This is a genomic window from Chitinophaga sp. RAB17 (assembly GCF_052114225.1).
GTDB lineage: Bacteria > Bacteroidota > Bacteroidia > Chitinophagales > Chitinophagaceae > Chitinophaga.
The window spans coordinates 1-19,988 of the sequence record NZ_JBFREI010000012.1 but is presented as its reverse complement, the minus strand read 5'-3'; the positions used below and the strand labels follow the sequence as shown (position 1 = coordinate 19,988).

The 19,988-nt window shown below is 44.2% G+C and carries 15 protein-coding genes; 5 read left to right on the top strand and 10 right to left on the bottom strand.

The annotated features are described in order from the left end of the window. Positions 1-73: 73 nt before the first annotated feature. The 8 genes from cysD to AB4Z08_RS28950 all read right to left on the bottom strand — a co-directional run bounded on the left by cysD (position 74) and on the right by AB4Z08_RS28950 (position 6,584). Positions 74-982: a sulfate adenylyltransferase subunit CysD gene (cysD, locus tag AB4Z08_RS28985; RefSeq protein WP_441577285.1), complete on the bottom strand. Its 909-nt coding sequence runs from the start codon at positions 980-982 to the stop codon at positions 74-76. Between the two features lie 49 nt (positions 983-1,031). Beyond that, positions 1,032-1,715: a phosphoadenylyl-sulfate reductase gene (locus tag AB4Z08_RS28980; protein WP_441577284.1), complete on the bottom strand. Its 684-nt coding sequence runs from the start codon at positions 1,713-1,715 to the stop codon at positions 1,032-1,034. A gap of 318 nt (positions 1,716-2,033) precedes the next feature. Beyond that, positions 2,034-2,450, bottom strand: coding sequence for an RrF2 family transcriptional regulator (locus AB4Z08_RS28975; protein ID WP_331966330.1), 417 nt, complete (start codon positions 2,448-2,450; stop codon positions 2,034-2,036). Positions 2,451-2,650: 200 nt separating this feature from the next. Then, on the bottom strand, positions 2,651-3,361 hold the full coding sequence (gene dapB / locus AB4Z08_RS28970; protein ID WP_441577283.1) for a 4-hydroxy-tetrahydrodipicolinate reductase: 711 nt from the start codon (positions 3,359-3,361) through the stop codon (positions 2,651-2,653). A 43-nt stretch (positions 3,362-3,404) separates the two neighbouring features. Then, positions 3,405-3,998: a DUF5683 domain-containing protein gene (locus AB4Z08_RS28965; protein ID WP_441577282.1), complete on the bottom strand. Its 594-nt coding sequence runs from the start codon at positions 3,996-3,998 to the stop codon at positions 3,405-3,407. A gap of 115 nt (positions 3,999-4,113) precedes the next feature. Beyond that, complete coding sequence (locus AB4Z08_RS28960; RefSeq protein WP_441577281.1) at positions 4,114-5,031, bottom strand: ParB/RepB/Spo0J family partition protein; 918 nt, start codon at positions 5,029-5,031, stop codon at positions 4,114-4,116. Beyond that, on the bottom strand, positions 5,015-5,836 hold the full coding sequence (locus AB4Z08_RS28955; protein ID WP_441577280.1) for a ParA family protein: 822 nt from the start codon (positions 5,834-5,836) through the stop codon (positions 5,015-5,017). The genes AB4Z08_RS28960 and AB4Z08_RS28955 overlap by 17 nt, the downstream gene beginning before the upstream one ends. Positions 5,837-5,903: 67 nt before the next feature. Then, positions 5,904-6,584: a metal-dependent hydrolase gene (locus AB4Z08_RS28950; protein WP_441577279.1), complete on the bottom strand. Its 681-nt coding sequence runs from the start codon at positions 6,582-6,584 to the stop codon at positions 5,904-5,906. A gap of 590 nt (positions 6,585-7,174) precedes the next feature. Here AB4Z08_RS28950 and AB4Z08_RS28945 point away from each other — a divergent pair. The 4 genes from AB4Z08_RS28945 to lon all read left to right on the top strand — a co-directional run bounded on the left by AB4Z08_RS28945 (position 7,175) and on the right by lon (position 12,808). Further along, positions 7,175-8,419 carry a metallophosphoesterase gene (locus AB4Z08_RS28945; protein WP_441577278.1) on the top strand — a complete coding sequence of 415 codons (1,245 nt, stop codon included), beginning with the start codon at positions 7,175-7,177 and terminating at the stop codon, positions 8,417-8,419. A 113-nt stretch (positions 8,420-8,532) separates the two neighbouring features. Further along, entirely contained in the window at positions 8,533-9,441 is a 909-nt protein-coding gene (locus AB4Z08_RS28940; protein ID WP_441577277.1) for a hypothetical protein, read from the top strand. A 113-nt stretch (positions 9,442-9,554) separates the two neighbouring features. Beyond that, on the top strand, positions 9,555-10,163 hold the full coding sequence (locus AB4Z08_RS28935) for a porin family protein (protein WP_441577276.1): 609 nt from the start codon (positions 9,555-9,557) through the stop codon (positions 10,161-10,163). A 242-nt stretch (positions 10,164-10,405) separates the two neighbouring features. Next, complete coding sequence (gene lon / locus AB4Z08_RS28930) at positions 10,406-12,808, top strand: endopeptidase La (protein WP_441577275.1); 2,403 nt, start codon at positions 10,406-10,408, stop codon at positions 12,806-12,808. A gap of 249 nt (positions 12,809-13,057) precedes the next feature. On the opposite strand, the gene AB4Z08_RS28925 is transcribed toward lon, so the two are convergent. Both AB4Z08_RS28925 and ahcY read right to left on the bottom strand, forming a co-directional pair. After that, positions 13,058-13,786 (bottom strand): pyridoxine 5'-phosphate synthase, encoded by a 729-nt coding sequence (locus AB4Z08_RS28925; protein ID WP_441577274.1) that lies wholly within the window; start codon positions 13,784-13,786, stop codon positions 13,058-13,060. A 153-nt stretch (positions 13,787-13,939) separates the two neighbouring features. Then, positions 13,940-15,268, bottom strand: a complete 1,329-nt coding sequence (gene ahcY / locus AB4Z08_RS28920; protein ID WP_441577273.1) for an adenosylhomocysteinase — start codon at positions 15,266-15,268, stop codon at positions 13,940-13,942. Positions 15,269-15,785: 517 nt separating this feature from the next. Between ahcY and AB4Z08_RS28915 the strand changes: the two genes are divergently transcribed. After that, positions 15,786-19,985 (top strand): Calx-beta domain-containing protein, encoded by a 4,200-nt coding sequence (locus tag AB4Z08_RS28915; RefSeq protein ID WP_441577272.1) that lies wholly within the window; start codon positions 15,786-15,788, stop codon positions 19,983-19,985. Positions 19,986-19,988 lie beyond the last annotated feature (3 nt).

Here is a 19,988-nt window from a genome sequence, read left to right as displayed (position 1 = left end):
TGCCAACGCAAAAAAATGTGTTCAAATTATTAAAAGGACTCCTTGCTCAGAAACGCTACTAGCTAATAGCTGTTTAGAAATATCCTGCCTGTTTTCTCTTTTCCATGGCAGCTTCTGAGCGTTTATCATCTATACGTGCGCCACGTTCAGAAATCTTGGCTTCCATGATTTCAGCGATGATATCTTCCAGTTTGTCCGCTTCGGAAATAACGGCTGCGGTACAGGTCATATCGCCTACGGTACGGAAACGTACTTTCTGGAGATAAGGTACTTCATCAGCGGTGGTATTGAGGTAAGGAGAGTAAGGCCAGTAGAGACCATCTCTCTCTATGATTTCTCTTTCATGGGAGAAATAGATAGAGGGGATTTCCAGCTTTTCGCGAACGATGTAGTTCCATACGTCCAGCTCTGTCCAGTTGGAGATCGGGAATACGCGTACGTTTTCGCCGATATTAATTTTACCATTGAGGATATCAAATAATTCAGGGCGTTGCATTTTGGCGTTCCATTGGCCGAATTCATCCCGTACAGAAAAGATTCTTTCCTTGGCACGTGCTTTTTCTTCATCTCTACGGGCGCCACCGATGCAGGCATCAAATTTACCTTCTTCGATCGCATCCAGCAGGGTAACGGTTTGCAGGGCATTTCTGCTGGCGTATTTGCCGGTTTCTTCCTGCACTTTTCCCTGGTCGATGCTGTCCTGTACATTTCTCACGATAATATCCAGTCCAAGTGAATTGACAAGCCAGTCACGGAAGGCGATGGTTTCCGGAAAATTATGTCCGGTATCCACATGCAATAAAGCAAAAGGAATTTTACCTGGGTAAAAAGCCTTTTGTGCGAGTCGTACGAGTGTGATAGAATCCTTTCCGCCGGAAAACAGCAGCACTGGTTTCTCGAACTGTGCTACGGTTTCGCGAAGGATGTAAATTGCTTCATCTTCCAGTGCCTGTGGAAACTCCCAATTTATTTGATTAGTCATGGACTATAATTATTTATTCTAAAAGCTAATTTTTTAATGACGGTAACGGTTATCCGTGCAGTCCGCATTCTTTCTGTGATTGTTCCCACCACCAACGGCCGGCGCGCGGGTGTTCTCCCGGTTCGATGGCACGTGTACAGGGTGCACAGCCAATGCTTACGAAGCCTTTGTCGTGCAGCTTGTTGTAGGGTACTTTATGTTGTTCCAGGTAAGCCAGTACTTCATCAAAGCCCCAGTGGATCAGTGGATTGTATTTGTAGAGATGGCGATGCTCATCCCATTCCAGTGTTTCCATGCCCTGCCGGTTATCAGACTGTTCTGCCCTGAGGCCGGTGATCCATACTTTTACACCCTCCAGTGCCCTGTTAAGTGGAACTACTTTGCGGATGCCGCAACATTCCTTGCGGTTTTCCACTGATTCATAAAAGCTGTTGGGTCCTTTGGCGGCTAATAGTTTTTCGATGGCAGCGGTTTCCGGGTAATACACTTCTACAGGTTGCTTATAACGGGCCATAGTGAGGTCCATTACATCGTATGTTTCCTGAAAAAGGCGGCCCGTGTCAAGGGTAAAAACTCTAACCGGCAAGTGGTTACGCCAGATAATATCTGCTATTACCTGGTCTTCCTGGCCAAATGAGGTGGAAAACGCCACTGCGCCCGGGTATTGCTCCAACAGGTACTGTATGGCTTCTTCCACCGGCTTGTTGACCAGCGCGGTGGTAATGTCTGTCATGTAGATCTTCCTTATTGATTGATGTGTCTAGTGCCAGCGGAGTAATTACGGTCACTCCTCTAACAAAAATACATAAAACCTATAAAAAAGATAGACTAATAAGATAAAAATTTATTTCTTTCTTACGGATCCGCTGTGGTGGCTGGTATTATTATGAGTTTGATATGTGATTTATTTTCAATAAATCAATGATAATGAGCAGGGGGAGTTAGGAGCGGTGCTCTGTAGTTATCCGGGAATGCAAAGAGATGAGGGAGCATTAGTCAGGCAGGTAGCCGGCCATATCAGCCGGCTCTTACAGTACCTGTAACCAGGACTTTAGTTCCGGGTCAGGATATCTTTTAATGTTTTGTTCTCCAGTATTTTAAGGGCGGAGTCCCTCACTTTTCCCATTACTTCATTGAGACCGCAAACGGCTTCGTCACGGCAGTTTTCGCAACGTTCGTAATAATTCAGGCTCACGCATGGAAGCAGGGCGATAGGGCCATCCAGCAGGCGGATGATTTTCGCCAATGCAATCTCCTTAGGAGCGCGCATCAGGTAGTAACCGCCACCTTTTCCTTTTTTACTGCCAAGGATGCCGGCATTCTTCAATTCCAGTAATATATTTTCCAGGAATTTGATAGAGATATTTTTTTCCTGCGCGATTTCAGATATAAGGATGGGACCTTTATCTACATTCTCTGCCAGGTGTACTAATGCGTGAAATGCGTATTGTGTTTTTTTCGATAACATACTGACTGATTTGCATCCCTCCCGGATGAACTAATAGTGCGGTGCACACTTTATATTCCTGTAAAGATAAGCAGTTTTTAGCTAGTAGGTGTTCAGCTTTTAGCCATTAGCTTTTAGCTTTTAGGAAAATGCAGCAAAGAAGGTGGTAAATATTGAACTCCGCTGCATTTCCCTAAAAGCTAATGGCTAAAAGCTAAACGCTATAATCCCAATACCTCCCGCATGGTAAATACGCCGGTTTTTCCTTTCAGCCATTCTGCCGCTACTACAGCTCCGGCAGCAAAGCCTTCCCTGGAATGCGCTGTATGGGTGATGGTAATATCATCGATATCGGAAGTGTAATTGATCGTGTGTGTGCCCGGTGCCGGATCTATCCTTTTGGAAATAATAGACAGTGTCTCGGGTTGGTTGGTTTCTTCGTTTACCCAGCCGTTTTTACGGGTAACGGATGCCAGTAGTTGTTCTGCCAGTGTGATGGCAGTACCACTGGGTGCATCTTTTTTATGGGTATGGTGGATTTCTTCCATCCATACATTGTATTGAGGCTGGCTGGCCATGAGGGCTGCCAGTTTTTTATTCAGTTCAAAGAATATATTTACGCCCACGCTGAAATTGGTAGCATGTAAAAAAGCCTGCTTCTTTTCCAGGCAGATGGCATTTATTTCAGGTAACTTATCGAGCCAGCCGGTTGTACCACAAACTACGGGTACATTGGCTTCAAAGCATTTTAAGATATTCTGGTAGGCTGTTTCAGGTACAGTAAACTCAATAGCTACATCTGCCTGTTCCAGCTCTTCTTTTGTCAGGAGGTGCTTACTGTTTGCCCGGATAACAATTTCATGCCCTTTAGCAGTAGCAATAGCATCTATTGCCTTTCCCATTTTACCATATCCGATGAGCGCAATTTTCATGACCCTTATTAGTTGTATGTGATGTTGATGGATAAAAGAATGATCAGCGGCCGGCAAAGTAGCGGCTTCCCCTGGCTTTTTTGCCGCCTATGGATATATTAACCCCAATACCCAGTGTACGGTTATTGATCAGGGTAGGAGAGATACGCATACTGAGATCATCGGACATATCGAAGTTGCGCAGGTGCGCAAATACAGTAGCATCCACTATATTCAGGCCGTAGGCCAGTATAAAGAACAATACACTATAATCCACATATTGACGGAACTGATCCCGGTATATCTTGATGGATTCCGCATCCAGTCCCACAGTCAGCTTATTGGTATCATTGGTATCCGGATTACCATCCTGTCGCAGGCGGTAAGCATCCCGGAATATCTTATACGTATTCATGTTATCAATAAAGAAGTAAGTACAGGTACCAATGGCCGCATAGACCAGTGGCATTTTCCAGTATTCTTTATTGTATGCCTGACCTAATCCCGGGAATACTGCCGAATAAAGTGCTGCTTTACGCGGGCTATGTGGCAGTTTGGAATTGGGGATGTAAGCAGAATCTGTAAAGATGGCTTTATTGGCACTTGCTTTCGCTGTATCTGTGCCGGGAGCCGGTATAGGCCGTATAAGTGTATCCATTGTTTTTGCAATAGGACGTAAGGTATCCTGTGCCCGGAGAGGAACAGCAAGTACCATCGTAAGCAAAAACAATAGAGCGCAACGTTGTAGTGAATGAAGTATGTATTCCGCCTTATTAGCCACCGTATATATCTATTTTTTCCAGGATGCTATCCAGTTCTTCATCTGAATAGAATTCAATTAAAATACTGCCTTTGCCGCTTTTCCCTCTGTCCAGTTTTACTTTGGTAGAGAAGTGAGTAGCGAGTTTGTCCTGTATTTTCTGAAAAGCAGGTGCTAACTTTAATTTGGCAGATTTCTGCTGATGATTCTTGTCGGACTGATTAATCCTGCGCGCGAGTTCTTCTGTTTGTCTTACTGACAATCCACTTTTCAGGATTTCATTGTAGAGGAAAAGCTGGTTTTCCACATTTTCCACGCCGGTCAGTACACGGGCATGCCCCATGCTGAGTTGACCATTGCGTACTGCTACCTGGATATCCGGTGGCAGTTTGAGTAAACGTATATAATTGGTTACGGTACTTCTTTCTTTGCCCATACGGTCGGCTACCTGCTCCTGTGTGAGGGTGCATTCTTCCATTAACCGTTTGTAGCTCAGGCCAACTTCAATGGCATTGAGGTTTTCGCGTTGGAGGTTTTCCAGCAGGGCCAGTTCCAGGAGTTCCTGGTCATTTACCTGACGGATGTAGGCCGGAATATCTTTCAGACCAGCGAGTTTGCTGGCTCTCAGTCTTCTTTCACCGGCAATCAGCTGAAATTTCTTATTGCTGATTTTAGCGATGGTAATAGGCTGAATAACATCGTGCAGTTTGATAGACTGGCTTAACTCCTGTAAAGAAACCTCATCAAAGTCACGACGCGGCTGTTTCGGATTGGTAACAATCTGATCGAGCGGAATGCGTTCTATACCGGTAGCAGCAACTACTACCTTATCACCCAGGGCGCCGGCAGTTTGCTTCAGATCTGTATCAATGTTTTGAAGCAGTGAGCGGATGCCTTTACCCAATGCCTCTTTCTTACTTGGATTGGTCATCGTTGATAGCTAGGATTTTGTCTTTGGATTTAATTTTAGTGTAATTATGTTTTTGCAGAATTTCTTTGGCCAGGTTCAGGTAATTGATCGCACCGGTACTGGCGGCATCATACATAATTACGGATTTACCAAAGCTGGGAGCTTCGCCCAGTTTGGTATTACGGTGAATGATCGTATTAAATACGCTTTCTTCAAAATGTTGTTTTACCTCATCCACTACCTGGTTGCTCAGGCGCAAACGACCATCATACATGGTCATCAGGATACCTTCAATTTCCAGTTCTATGTTTAATCTGCTCTGCACAATTTTGATGGTATTGAGCAATTTTCCCAAACCTTCCAGTGCAAAAAATTCGCATTGTACGGGAATAATCACAGAGTTGGATGCCACGAGTGCATTAACGGTGATCAAACCGAGAGAAGGAGAGCAGTCTACAATCACAAAATCGTAATCAGCTTCAACAGTATCAATTACCTGTTTCATCACTCTTTCCCTGCTGGGGTGATTGATGAGTTCCAGTTCAGCACCTACCAGGTCAATATGGGAGGGCAGTACTTTCAGGTTGGGTGTATCTGATTCAAGTATCACGTCTTTGGCCTGCACATCGTTCACCATACAGTCATACAAACTCTGCTGCACATTACGCAGGTCGAAACCCAGTCCTGTGGTGCTGTTTGCCTGAGGGTCCGCGTCTACCAGCAATGTTTTAAATTCCAGCACAGCCAGGCTGCTTGCCAGGTTTATTGCACTTGTAGTTTTTCCTACGCCACCTTTCTGGTTAGCGATTGCGATTATTCTAGCCATTGTGTAATTTAAAAATTCAAGGTTATCTTATAGGATAAAGGATAAATCAGTAATGATCACTTCTTCCTCAAACCTCTATGGTACTTCCTATTTCAGGAAGTAACAGATCCAGACCGGCATCTTCAAACTGTTGCACGGCAGCGTCAACATCAATCTTAACGTAGCCGAAAGTATTGTAGTGTACACCGATTATCTTATCGCATTCTATTAGTTCTGCTGCTGCAATTGCATCTTCAATGCCCATCGTGAAATTATCACCGATAGGTAGTACGGCAAAATCCAGAGAGGCAATTGCCGGTACCAGCTCCATGTCTAATGTGAGCGCAGTGTCACCTGCATAATAAAAACTCCCTTCTTCCGTCATAAATATAAAACCCATCGGGTTGCCACCATAAGTGCCATCCGGTAAGCTGCTGGAATGTTGTGCCACTACACATTTCACGGTGCCGAAATCAAACTTCCATTTGCCGCCGGTATTCATGGGATGCAATTTCTCAACCCCCTGTTTTCCCGCCCAGGTCACAATCTCATAATTTGATACCACAGTGGCATTGGTCCGCTTGGCCAGATCTACCAGATCCGCGGTATGATCATCATGACCATGCGAAACAAATATATAATCCGCCGTTATGGCATGGACGTCTACTTTTTGGGCCAGTTCATTATGCGTAATAAAAGGATCAAAAAGAATTTTTTTCCCTTTTATCTCCACTGCAAAACAAGAATGTCCGTAGCAAGTATACTTCATAATCAATCCATTTGAGTGAACTACCCGTTTGCCAAAACAAACGAATTTCGCTTTTCAACGGCCAGACTTCCTTTTGAAAAGACTGATATTACCCTGAAACGCGTGATCGGAGCGTTCTTCCCCGATTTAATAAATTACGAAAATGATTTTGGGGAGATATACTGCTCCGTATTCCGCAATTAATCTACACCTTATATTTAAAAGTAACCCTATTAAAAGTAGCTTAATCGGACAAAAATACAACGATTACATAAAAATCAGGTGCTGCAGTATATTTATTTATACACAAACTGTTCGCAGAACAGGTCCCTCAATATGTTAACGGGTTAGTTTTTAACCAGTTTAAGCAGGGGTAAGTTTAATATATTATTAAAATATTAAAATTATCTATTGTATACTGGTCAGCCAGCAAATGTACTGTTTCTCTTAACTTAATAAAAAAAATAAAAACATACAATTCTTCCCGTTGTTATTCGTCTGTATACTTACAGATACCGGTTTTAACTTTTAAAACCAGATTACTTGTGTTAAATTGCCTGATTATTATATATCTATATTAAATTTTCATAATGCGACCTGGGCTGAATTCTATGATACTAGTTGTTTTCCTCCTACTGTTGGATATTTACGTGTTCCAGGCTATCAAGGCGATGGTGTACATGTCTGCCCCCAGGGTAAGAAACATTACTTTTTCCATTTACTGGTTCATATCCATCAGCTGTCTGTTGATGATCGCTTTACTGCCMTATATCAACTGGCATAACTGGCCTGCAACGCTGAAATCTTACCTGATGGCCATTTTCATTGGTCTGGTACTGGCAAAGCTGCTGACAGCGGTATTTCTGCTGTTAGATGACGTGAGAAGGGGGGTATTATGGGTGATCCGTCGCTTTTCGGGCAACCCGGCGCCGGACACCACCGGGGTAGTAAGTGGACTGTCGCGTTCCCAGTTTCTCAGCAGGCTGGGACTCATTACCGGAGGAACACTCTTCGCCACGCTGATTTATGGATTCTCCAATAAATACAATTACCGGGTACATAAAATTAAAATGGCGTTTAAGCAACTGCCAGCCTCATTTAAAGGGCTACGCATCGTGCAGATCTCCGACATCCATTCCGGCAGCTTCGCCAACCGCGAGGCGGTACTGAAAGGTATAAAAATGATCAATGATCAAAAGGCCGACCTGGTGCTGTTTACCGGCGACCTGGTGAATGACCGGGCGGATGAAATGACCGAATGGATGGATGCATTCCGACAGGTGAAGGCACCAATGGGCGTGTATTCTACCCTGGGTAACCACGACTATGGCGATTATTACCCCTGGCCGGATAAAACCCCTAATGGATATAGCGCCATGCAGCACGAAAACCTGGAACGCCTCAAAGCACTCCACGGAGAATTGGGCTGGAAGCTGATGATGAATGAAAATGTGGTGCTGGAGCGCAGCGGAGAACAGATCGCCCTGCTGGGAATAGAAAACTGGAGTGCTATTAAACGTTTCCCCCGCTATGGTGACCTGAAGCGCGCGTATGAAGGGGTGGGACATATTCCATTTAAAATCCTGTTATCACATGATCCTACCCATTGGGATGCGCAGGTGCGTACCGAATATCCGGACATTGCGCTCATGCTGGCCGGCCATACCCATGGTATGCAGTTCGGGGTGGAAATTCCGGGGCTGAAATGGAGCCCGGCCCAGTATTTCTATAAAGAGTGGGCCGGATTATATAAGAAAGGCGAACAATTCCTTTATGTGAACCGTGGATTCGGTTTCCTGGGCTATCCTGGCAGGGTAGGTGTACTCCCGGAAATTACGGTCATAGATCTGGTATAGCAGCCGGTTGACCGACAGAAAAGCATTGTTTAACCACACATTCGTCCCGTTCGTGGGATCGTCTGTGTTAAATGCTGAATTACGCTTATATTGCGGCTACGTACTCATTAAACATGCGCCTATACTTCTTAACCTTCCTGTTGTTATGTAGCCGTATTGCAACGGGGCAAACTTTAGCAGAGCTGGAGAAACAGCTTGATTCGCTGTTGCAGAAACAGCAAAAAAGTGAAGTAGTGGCTGGTATCGGGTATGGCAATAATCCAGCTTATGGCAGTAAAGTAACCAACTTCGAGTCTCCGATTGTTTTAAAAACATTTGTATCTCCTTCACTGAGTTATTATCATAAAAGCGGCTTCTATGCCGGGGTTAGCAGTTATTATCTTTTTAATTCCATTAATAACCCATGGTTTGAATGGGATCTGACCGCCGGTTACGACTATACGAAAAACAAGGATTTCCTGACAGGAATTTCTTATACACGCTATATATTTTCTGATTCCAGCGATGTACCGGCAACGCCAATCAAGAATGAAATATTTGCCTATTTCTATTATCGCAAGTGGTGGCTGCAACCTGGTATCAGTCTCGATTACGGATGGGGAAAAGATGTAAACCAGGCAGCACATCTCCAGGAAACCCTGCGTGGCAATGATTTTAATATTATTGCAGCAGTGCGGCACCCGTTTATTTTTTCTGGTATGCTGGGGCGAACGGATGTATTGATGTTTACGCCTTCCGTTAATTTAACCATGGGAACAGCCAACTATTACAGCAACCTCAAAGCTTTCCAGTATATCACCCGATCCCCCAAGCTCATGAAGACTAAAAAGCATGTGGGTAAGGAATTGAATTTTGAAGATCATACCGAATTTGAACCCCGCGCGGTAGATGTTACCATGAGTCTTTCTTATTTTCTCGGCCGCATTAATCTCGCACCGTCCTTCACTGTTTTCAAGTCTTTCACCGGTACAGATCAGGGTATTATGAGTTATTTCACTGCTCGTATGGCATACAGTTTTTAATTTCTTTAACAAATAGCACGGAATTTGTATTTACGGAAATCGTAAATACGGAATAGGGGTATCGTTTACCTGGAACGTCTATATTTTAACCATTACTCAACAATACATAATTTATGAAAAAACTGTTTCTAGCCGTAGCAGTGCTGATGATCGCTGCTGTATCAACTGTTAACGCTCAGACTAAATTCCTCCGCTTTGGTGTAAAAGGTGGTGCCAATCTTGGAAAACTGGATGGAAGTGGTTTTCAGGATGGATTTAAATTAGGTTATCACCTGGGTGCTTTTGCACAGGTAAACCTGGTAAAAGGTTTTGGAGTACAGGGAGAGCTGGTATTCTCTTCTACCAAAGCTGAAACTACCGATAATTACAGCGATATCTACAAAGGTGTAAGTACTGCTGAAGACCGCAAGAAAATTAACCTGAACTATCTGAGCATTCCATTACTGGCCAATATTGATTTAGGTACACCGCGTTTAAAACTCCAGGTAGGTCCTCAGTTTGGCGCTTTGGTAAGTGACAAAAAAGTACTGGGTGCTGCCAAGGAGGCTTTTAAAGGTGGTGAAATTTCTGGTGTTGCCGGTTTATGGTTGCAATTACCAATTATTAACATCAGTGCCCGTTATATCATTGGCTTTAATGATGTGAAAAATGCAGAAAGCGTTGTTACCACCAGCAACTGGAAAAACCAGAGCATACAGCTGGGTGTAGGCGTAAGCTTCTAGTCGTTTTCAGCCATTAGCTTTAGCTTTTAGCAAAATACAGCGAATATAAATGCAGCGAGGATAAATGTGATTCACATTTATCCTCGCTGCATTTTTGTTAATGGCTTGTAAATATGGGCTAAAAGCCGGTCTGCCATCAAGTCACTTGGCATCAAACTTGACAATATAGGGATACATTAAAAAAAGAGGACGTACACAGGATTGTCTGACAGAATGTCCTCATGAGGCTTTAAATATCTCAGATGAACAGATTTTATTTAGGAAATTCGGAAGATGAAATGGAGTTCATGCCTATTATCCCTTTGAATGAAGATGGGGAGGGACAGGAGGATGAAAACATTCCCGATGAACTGGCATTATTACCATTAAGAAATACAGTATTGTTTCCGGGTGTTGTACTGCCAATTACGGTAGGCCGGGATAAATCTATAAAAGCGGTAAATGACGCCTACAAAACTGATAAGTCTATCGGTGTAGTGGCGCAAAAAGACAGTACAATAGAAGATCCGGCTGTAACGGATCTAAGTGATGTGGGTACCGTGGCACGTATTGTTAAGCTCATTAAAATGCCCGATGGTGGCACCACTATCATTATACAGGGGCGTAAGCGCTTTAAAATAGATGAAATAGTGACGGAAGATCCGTACTTCAAAGCCAAAATTACTGTTTTGCAGGACGAAGCTGCAGAAGATGATTCTGAGTTTGAAGCATATATTTCTTCCATCAAAGACCTGGCAGCCCAGATCATTCAGCTGTCGCCCAACCTGCCTTCAGAAGCCAGCATTATATTGAAGAACATTGAAAATCCATCGTTCCTGGTGCATTTCGTTTCTTCCAATCTTAATTCTGATCTCAAAGACAAGCAGCAACTGCTGGAGATTAACAATCTGCGCACCCGTGCGGAACTGCTGATGAAGCTGTTGCAAACAGAATTGCAACTGGCAGAACTCAAAAACAAGATTACCAATAAAACCAAGGCGGACCTGGACAAGCAGCAGCGGGATTATTTCCTGCAGCAGCAGATGAAGTCTATCAAGGAAGAATTGGGTGGTGATGCCAATGACAGGGAGCTGAAAGAAATGAAGCGTAAGGCAGAAGAAAAGAAATGGCCTGCTGCTGCCGCTGAAGCTTTTGCCAAAGGTATCGAGAAACTGGAGCGTATGCACCCCAGCACTCCGGATTACAGCGTGGTGTATAATCACCTGGATCTTTTGCTGGATCTGCCCTGGGGCGAATATACCACTGATAGCTACGACCTGAAAAAGGCGAAGAAGATACTGGACCATGACCATTACGGCATGGAAAAAATCAAAGAGCGCATACTGGAATACCTGGCGGTGCTGAAACTGAAAGGGGATATGAAGTCTCCTATTCTGTGTTTTGTAGGCCCTCCGGGTATTGGTAAAACCTCCCTCGGCCGTTCTATCGCCAATGCAGTTGGTCGTAAGTACGTGCGTCTCAGTTTAGGTGGTTTGCATGACGAAAGTGAAATCAGGGGACACCGTAAAACTTATATCGGCGCTATGCCGGGTAGAGTGGTGCAGTCTATCCGCAAGATTAAATCATCCAATCCGGTGATGATACTGGATGAAATTGATAAAATAGGGAATGATATGCGTGGCGATCCAAGTTCAGCATTGCTGGAAGTATTGGATCCTGAGCAAAACAGCACCTTTTATGATAACTATCTTGAACTGGAATTTGACCTGAGCAGGGTATTATTCATTGCAACGGCCAATAACATCAATTCTATTCATCCTGCGCTGCGCGACAGGTTGGAGATCATTGATCTGAGTGGTTATTCTATTGAAGAAAAAGTAGAGATCGCCAAAAGGCATCTGCTGCCTAAGCAGAAGGATGCACATGGTTTGAACGATGCTAAAGTAAAGATCGGCAACCCGGTTATTGAGCAGCTGATTTCTGATTATACCCGTGAGAGTGGTGTACGTGAGCTTGACCGGCAGTTTGCTGCCATCATGCGTAATATGGCGAAGCAATTGGCTATGGAAAAACCTTTACCGGCATCACTGACAGAAACGGATTTGCAGCGGATATTGGGTAAGCCTCGTTATTCCAACGAGATTTATAAAGTGGGTAATCCTCCTGGTGTAGCAGTGGGCCTTGCGTGGACTTATGTAGGAGGTGATATTCTATTTATAGAAAGCAGCTTGAGTGAGGGTAAAGGTGATCTGAAACTGACAGGGAACCTGGGTAACGTTATGAAGGAGTCGGCGGTAACAGCGCTGAGCTATCTGCATTCTCATGCAGTGGAGCTGAAGCTGGATCCCAAGTTGTTTACTACAAAAAGTGTACACGTACACGTGCCGGAAGGAGCGGTGCCGAAAGATGGTCCTAGTGCGGGTATTACCATGCTTACTGCTTTGGCATCTGTATTCACCGGGCGTAAGGTGAAATCTTACCTGGCGATGACAGGGGAAATTACTTTGCGAGGTCAGGTATTACCGGTGGGGGGTATCAAGGAAAAAATACTGGCAGCCAAAAGGGCAGGCATCCGGGAAATTATTCTTTGCTGGCAAAATGAAAAAGACATCAAGGAAATTAATCCTTCTTATATCAAGGGGATGAAGTTCCATTATGTAAGGCAAATGAACCAAGTGCTGGAAATTGCGTTATTAAAGAAGTAATTGCGCGTAACATTGCTGTCAGTCATGACAGCAAATTATATACTGTTCATATCGGTTTTGTTGTGACCCCGCTATGAACTTCATGTTGATTGTTTTAAGGGTTATAAAGCCATTCCAGATTAACGGAATGGCTTTATTGTTTTAGCTTTTAGGCATTAGCTTTTAGCTTTTAGCAAATGCGGCGAAGAAAATGTTATGTATTCTCCGCTGCATTTGCTAAAAGCTAAAAGCTAATGGCTAAAAGCTATTTCATGATAATTGTCTCTTGTATAATTGGATGGTATTTTCCAGGCCGAAGTAGAGTGCATCTGCAACGAGTGCATGTCCGATGGATACTTCTTTCAGCTGTGGAATATGTAGTTTGAAGAAGCGTAGGTTATCCAGGTTCAGGTCATGGCCGGCGTTGAGGTCCAGGCCAATCGCGGTGGCTTCTTTCGCCGTATTTTTATAGTCATTGAACAGCTGCAGGTTTTGCGGCTGTGTGCGTGCGTTCGTATATTCTTCAGCGTAAGGGCCGGTGTACAATTCAATACGATCAGCTCCGGCGGTTTTGGCGCCTTCAACCTTGCTTACATCTGCATTGAGAAAGATAGATACGCGTATACCTGCTTTTTTCAGGGTAGAGATCACGTCTTTCAATTGTGACTGATAGGCGATGGTATCCCAGCCGGTATTGGAAGTAATGGCATCTGGCGGATCAGGAACCAGCGTACATTGATGTGGTTTTACGGCCAGTACCAGGTCCATAAAGTCCTGTGAGGGATATCCTTCGATATTGAACTCTGTGGTCACCAGTGGTTTCAGGTCTCTTACATCCTGGTAACGGATATGGCGTTCATCCGGGCGGGGGTGAACGGTAATACCATCGGCACCGAAGCGTTCACAATCCTGTGCCACTTTTAATATATCTGGTAGATTGCCTCCTCGTGCATTTCGCAGGGTAGCAAACTTATTGATGTTTACACTCAGCTTTGTCATGATGCAAAAATACTTCTTATGGCAGAAAGCACAAAGCAGAAAGCGGAAAGCAAAAAGCAATTAAGGCGAATGACCTGAGCGGAATTAATATTCGCTTTGATCATTCGCCTTAATTGCTTTTTGCTTTATGCCTTCAGCTTTGTGCTGCCGGGCTTAGTATCTGTAGTAATCTGGTTTGAACGGACCTGCTACCGGAATACCGAGGTATTCAGATTGAGCGCTGGTCAGGGTATCCAGTTCCACGCCTACTTTCTTCAGGTGCAAACGGGCTACTTTTTCATCCAGGTGTTTAGGCAGTACATATACCTTGTTTTCGTAGTTTTCTGAGTGCAGCCACAGTTCCAGCTGAGCCAGTACCTGGTTGGTGAAAGAGTTACTCATTACGAAAGAAGGGTGACCAGTAGCGCAACCCAGGTTAACCAGGCGGCCTTCAGCCAGCAGGATGATATCTTTACCATCGATAGTATATTTATCTACCTGTGGTTTGATTTCAACTTTAGTGTTGCCATAGTTCTTATTTAACCAGGCTACATCAATTTCGATATCGAAGTGACCGATATTGGAAACGATGCATTTATCTTTCATCAGTTTGAAGTGTTCGCCGGTGATGATATCGCGGCAACCGGTGGTAGTAACGATGATGTCAGCTTCTTTTACTGCATCGTTCATTTTCTTTACTTCATAGCCTTCCATCGCAGCTTGTAAAGCACAGATAGGGTCAATTTCAGTAACGATAACGCGGGCGCCTGCACCTCTCAGTGATTCAGCGGAACCTTTACCTACGTCACCAAAACCAGCAACAACAGCCACTTTACCGGCAATCATTACATCTGTAGCACGACGGATCGCATCTACGCAGGATTCGCGGCAACCGTATTTGTTATCAAATTTAGATTTGGTAACAGAGTCATTGATGTTGATAGCAGGCATTGGTAAAGTACCAGCTTTCATACGCTCGTATAAGCGGTGAACACCGGTAGTGGTTTCTTCACTTAATCCTTTGATATGCTGGATCAGTTCAGGATATCTGTCGAATACCATGTTGGTCAGATCACCACCGTCATCCAGGATCATGTTCAGCGGACGGTCAGCACCACCGAAGAACAGGGTTTGTTCGATACACCAGTCGAAATCGGCTTCATTCAAACCTTTCCAGGCAAATACAGGTACGCCTGCAGCAGCAATCGCGGCAGCAGCGTGGTCCTGCGTTGAAAATATGTTACAGGAGCTCCAGCGTACTTCAGCGCCCAGGTGAACGAGTGTTTCAATTAATACGGCAGTCTGAATAGTCATGTGCAAGCAACCAGCAATACGTGCGCCCTGTAAAGGCTTTGTATTACCATATTCTTCTCTCAGTGACATCAGACCAGGCATTTCTGCTTCTGCCAGTTCTATCTCCTTACGACCCCAGGCCGCTAGAGACATATCTTTTACCTTGTATCCGAGGTTAAAATCAATGTTGGATTTCGCAATTGTAGACATTCTGAATTGTTTTTTGCAAATCTAGGGTTATTTTAACTTTTAACATAATGGTACCGTTCCCGTACTGCAGTCAAAGGAATAAAATTTTGTTAACCAATCACTTAGGAGGGTACATATCTTTTCTTCTGATAAATTATTTGATTTAATATAAATATTGCTATAGATTTGCTAAATAAAATATATGATTTTATATTTAATTATTTATGTGTGTGCTACAGGTGGAAGGATATAAAATAATTATAGGAATCATAAAAAAAGCCATAAATGCGTCTCGGGCATCCCTCCACCATTAGATTGAGACATTAACATAATTGCCGGCGGCTGGTTTTTCAGGTTTACCAGATGATATTAAGAACAATGCTTAAGCTGCCGGGAGAGCCAATTACAGAGATCCGCATATAGGGTTTTACAAAGGACTGTTTCTCACATTTTTGACTAAAAATCTATATGTATAAATAGAAATTTACACGCTTATATGTTACTCCTTTCCTATCCTACGAAATTAAATGAGCAAGGTATGCCCCATCGTATCCACGTGTTCCTGCTTCGGGCAATATTCCTGATAGCCACCTTTTTTACTATAAGCATTGGTGTAAATGCGCAAACTTATCCTGTTGTTATTAATCCCGGAGGTGGTACAAGTGCTACTGATGGATTAAGGATTGAGATAAATAGTGATGGTAGCTACCGGGTATTCAGAAATGGAAAGACAGAAACGGCGAAAGATCCGCTGACTGGATACGTAGGAGCAAGAACTCACATAGGTATTAATGTTATTGTGCCTCCTCAACCAGGAGCCCTTCTTGACGTTAATTATAATGCTGTTTCTCCTTTAATGGGGAGTGGTTCAGTTAGTGATCCCTACCAGGTTAGCATGATCGGTAATGTAATTAGCGTTGATCCTACGGACGGGCAGAGCTATCCTACCACGGTTGCTATGACGATCACGTACATTAAACCTAACAAGTATTATACAATTGATTATACAGTATACAATACGAACTACTACATTGAACCGCATGTTTTTGTGAATGAATATGCGACAATGCAGGATGATCCCGTTTTGCCGAAAGCAAGTAATAGCTCTGTACAACATGGCTATATTGAGGGAGGCGGGAGTAATCCAACAGTTGTAGGTCTCACGAGAAGCACTAACGTATTTGGTACTGATGCAACGCCAGGTCCACTCACTCATACTTATCATGCATCCGGGAATTTTAGTTCATTTTATGTCGGTGCCTTCGGAGCGAGGATGACGCGAGATCCTGGTACAGGTCTTCTGAGTAATTCTATTTCAGTGGCTGATGTAGATGATCCCTCCAAGAAAGGAATGGCCGTAGATGTGTTCATGGGTCGAAAAGAAGAAGAAACCAAAGCCGTTAGCACCAGGATTGGTGTGGCTTACGATGACAGCCCTACCGCTGCTGTCATACCGGTACCTGCAATATCTAATAGCAGTACCTATAGCACTCCGCTTACTGTTGCTTTTGAAATAACGGATACATCCGGATTGGAAGGCAATGCCGGGGATATACATGCGCCCCTCAATCTGAACCTTAAGGTGAAATCCAATTCATCCTTAAAAGTGCCTACCTATGTAAAAATAAACCTGGTTCCCGCAGATCCTGCTGATCCCCGTGCCGCCGTGCCGGGCACCGACTTTACTTTCCAGGGAGGTTATATGATTCCGCCGGGAGACTATGTTATTGGGGATGTTATCCCTTTGAAAAATATCCGCATTATAGGTAATAATAAACTGGAGTACAGCCGGCATTTCACCATACAGCTGGAACAGGTAACGGACAACCAGCTGGTGACTATTGACGCCGGCGCCACCACCTGCACTTATACTATTAAAGACGATGAACCAAAGAACATCGTACTTACCACGCCAGCAAAAATCAAGGAAGGTTTTATTGATAGCGTTCGTGTAGCACTGCCTCCGGGTGTACATGCTTCAGAAAGAACGTTAGTAACCCTGTCTGTCGAAAGCGGTACCCTGGCAACAGTTGGTACTGATTTTACATTTGGTCAAACTGCATACATAGAAATAGATTCCAATGGTGTAAATATTCCGGTAAGAGCAACACTGGACAGCATCATTGAAAAAGATGAGCTGATTAAGTTTAAAGCGGATGCCGATGTAATGGGTGAACCGCAAACTTTTTCACAATCGCTGATCCTGCAGGATTCAACAAGATTGAACCCTACATTAACAGCCGTATCCATTAAAGCAGATGCGCCAGCCTTACTGAAAGAGCCTTATGATGGGCTGCTAACTTTTAGTCTGCCACCTCATGTGACTACTGATCTGCCTATTGGTATCAAAATAAATAAACTGGGTACCTCTACTGCTACTGATGTTGCGGACTATCAATTGCCAGATACCGCATCAATTATTACTGGTGGAAATAATACTACCGTTGCGTTTAAGATTATAAATGACAATAAGATAGAAGGGACTGAGCATCTCAATCTTTCTCTGACGCTCACAGAAAGTGCTGCCAACACTGCTTTGACCAACACTCCTGCTGCGTTGGATATTATTGATGCACAGCTGCCAATGACGGCTCCCATCATTTTACATATTTCTGCTGCCAGCGTAAATGAAGGTGTGAATCCAACCATATGGGCGGAGTTACCTTCCGGCATTTCCACCCAGATTCCAATCAAGGTGAAATTTACTCCTGACGGATCTTCAACTGCTTTGCCCGGCACCTATACTTTTGCCACTGATTCAGTCACCATCCCCGCCGGCCGCACGTTATCCGATACAATTTCGATCACCAATACAGCTAATAATGTATTTGATGATACCCGTGACCTGGTGTTGGTGGGAAGTTCTCCGGATAATGGGATCCTGGTAACTGGCAATGTTAAAGTAACCATCGTTGATAATACAGATGCTTCGAAAAAGGTATTGACATTGACCGCAGATAGCTTAACGCTGAATGAAGGTAACAGTACCGCATTCAAAATGTCGTTGCCGGCTGGTTACCATTCGGCAAAACCATTGACTATTACATTAACAACGAATGCAACAGGTACAGAAGCTGCTGCGACCGATTACCAATACCTGCAGACATCGATCGTGTTCCCGAAAGACACGTCCGTATTTACGACTACAGCTGCAGTGATCAAAGCGACTACGGATCAGATCATAGAAAAAGATGAGCAGCTGAACATAACCGGTGCTACTGTTACCGGTTATACCGTAGTAGATGCACAACTGAAGATTTATGATGCTACCCGCAGAGATGCGACTAAAACAAAGATCACATTCACACCGCCTGCTGCCGGTATGCCGGAAGGCAATACCCAACAGATTGGGTTTAGTTTGCCAGCAGGTGTAAGTACAGAAATACCTATTAAAATATCGCTGCCATCTACAGGCGCCGCTACCCGTGGCACCGATTACAGTCTGCCAACAGATACCAGCTTTACCGGTACTTCCGGTGCCGCTGAACTGAAAGTAGCAGCTGATATTTTTGTAGAAGATGTGGAAGATATTCATCTGAATCCAACAGTCAGTGATGTTTATAGCACGGTGTACACCTTTGCACCGGCTACGCTTGACCTGACAATTAAGGATGCACAGTATCCATTCCCTGCCGGTGATTCCATCAAATTGAGCAGCGTACCGGATAGCGTGAACGAAGGACAAAGTGCAGTGATCACCGCCACGTTACCAAATGGCTGGAAAGCCGGTAAAGCCTGGACGGTGAACCTGACCAAAGATGTGGTGTCTTCTACCATCGCAGACAGCCGTTATACGAGTCTCCCTACTACTATTACCATTGCCAACGGAGCGGATCACGGTGATGCCGCAGCAATTCAGACATTGACCAATAATGTGTTTAATGATGAAGGGCTTTTAAATGTAGATGGTAATAATGGCAATGTAAATATGCCTGCTACCAGCGCGCATATTTATGTTAAAGATCTCACGGACCCAGCGCAGAAGAAACTGACACTGACACCAGATAGCTTAACATTGAATGAAGGCAACAGCACCGCGTTCAAAATGTCGTTGCCAGCTGGTTATAGCTCTGCTAAACCAGTGACCATTACYTTAACAACGAAAGTGGCCGGTACWGAAGCAGCTGCAACTGACTTCCAATACCTGCAAACGTCGATCGTATTCCCTAAAAACACGGCAGTATTCACTACTACGGCTGCAGTGATCAAAGCGATCGCAGACCAGATCATAGAAAAAGATGAGCAACTGAATATCTCCGGTGCCGCCAGCGGTTACACGGTAACAGATGCACAACTGAAGATTTATGATGCTACCCGYAGAGATGCGACTAAAACAAAGATCACATTCACGCCGCCTGCTGCCGGTATGCCGGAAGGCAATACCCAACAGATTGGGTTTAGTTTACCAGCAGGTGTGAGTACAGAAATACCTATTAAGATATCGCTGCCATCTACAGGCGCCGCAACCCGCGGTACTGATTACAGTCTGCCAACAGATACCAGCTTTACCGGTACTTCCGGTGCTGCTGAACTGAAAGTAGCAGCTGATATTTTTGTAGAAGATGTGGAAGATATTCATGTAAATCCAACAGTCAGTGATGTTTATAGCACGGTGTACACCTTTGCACCGGCTACGCTTGACCTGACAATTAAGGATGCACAGTATCCATTCCCTGCCGGTGATTCCATCAAACTGAGCAGTGTACCGGATAGCGTGAACGTGTACCGGATAGCGTGAACG

Excerpts from the sequence above, each read along its gene's own strand:
- ahcY (WP_441577273.1), bottom strand. The coding sequence starts at position 15,268 with ATGTCTACAATTGCGAAATCCAACATTGATTTTAACCTCGGATACAAG.
- AB4Z08_RS28975 (WP_331966330.1), bottom strand. The coding sequence starts at position 2,450 with ATGTTATCGAAAAAAACACAATACGCATTTCACGCATTAGTACACCTG.
- dapB (WP_441577283.1), bottom strand. The coding sequence starts at position 3,361 with ATGAAAATTGCGCTCATCGGATATGGTAAAATGGGAAAGGCAATAGAT.
- AB4Z08_RS28980 (WP_441577284.1), bottom strand. The coding sequence starts at position 1,715 with ATGACAGACATTACCACCGCGCTGGTCAACAAGCCGGTGGAAGAAGCC.
- AB4Z08_RS28940 (WP_441577277.1), top strand. The coding sequence starts at position 8,533 with ATGCGCCTATACTTCTTAACCTTCCTGTTGTTATGTAGCCGTATTGCA.
- AB4Z08_RS28935 (WP_441577276.1), top strand. The coding sequence starts at position 9,555 with ATGAAAAAACTGTTTCTAGCCGTAGCAGTGCTGATGATCGCTGCTGTA.
- lon (WP_441577275.1), top strand. The coding sequence starts at position 10,406 with ATGAACAGATTTTATTTAGGAAATTCGGAAGATGAAATGGAGTTCATG.
- cysD (WP_441577285.1), bottom strand. The coding sequence starts at position 982 with ATGACTAATCAAATAAATTGGGAGTTTCCACAGGCACTGGAAGATGAA.
- AB4Z08_RS28960 (WP_441577281.1), bottom strand. The coding sequence starts at position 5,031 with ATGACCAATCCAAGTAAGAAAGAGGCATTGGGTAAAGGCATCCGCTCA.
- AB4Z08_RS28950 (WP_441577279.1), bottom strand. The coding sequence starts at position 6,584 with ATGAAGTATACTTGCTACGGACATTCTTGTTTTGCAGTGGAGATAAAA.
- AB4Z08_RS28965 (WP_441577282.1), bottom strand. The coding sequence starts at position 3,998 with ATGGATACACTTATACGGCCTATACCGGCTCCCGGCACAGATACAGCG.
- AB4Z08_RS28955 (WP_441577280.1), bottom strand. The coding sequence starts at position 5,836 with ATGGCTAGAATAATCGCAATCGCTAACCAGAAAGGTGGCGTAGGAAAA.
- AB4Z08_RS28925 (WP_441577274.1), bottom strand. The coding sequence starts at position 13,786 with ATGACAAAGCTGAGTGTAAACATCAATAAGTTTGCTACCCTGCGAAAT.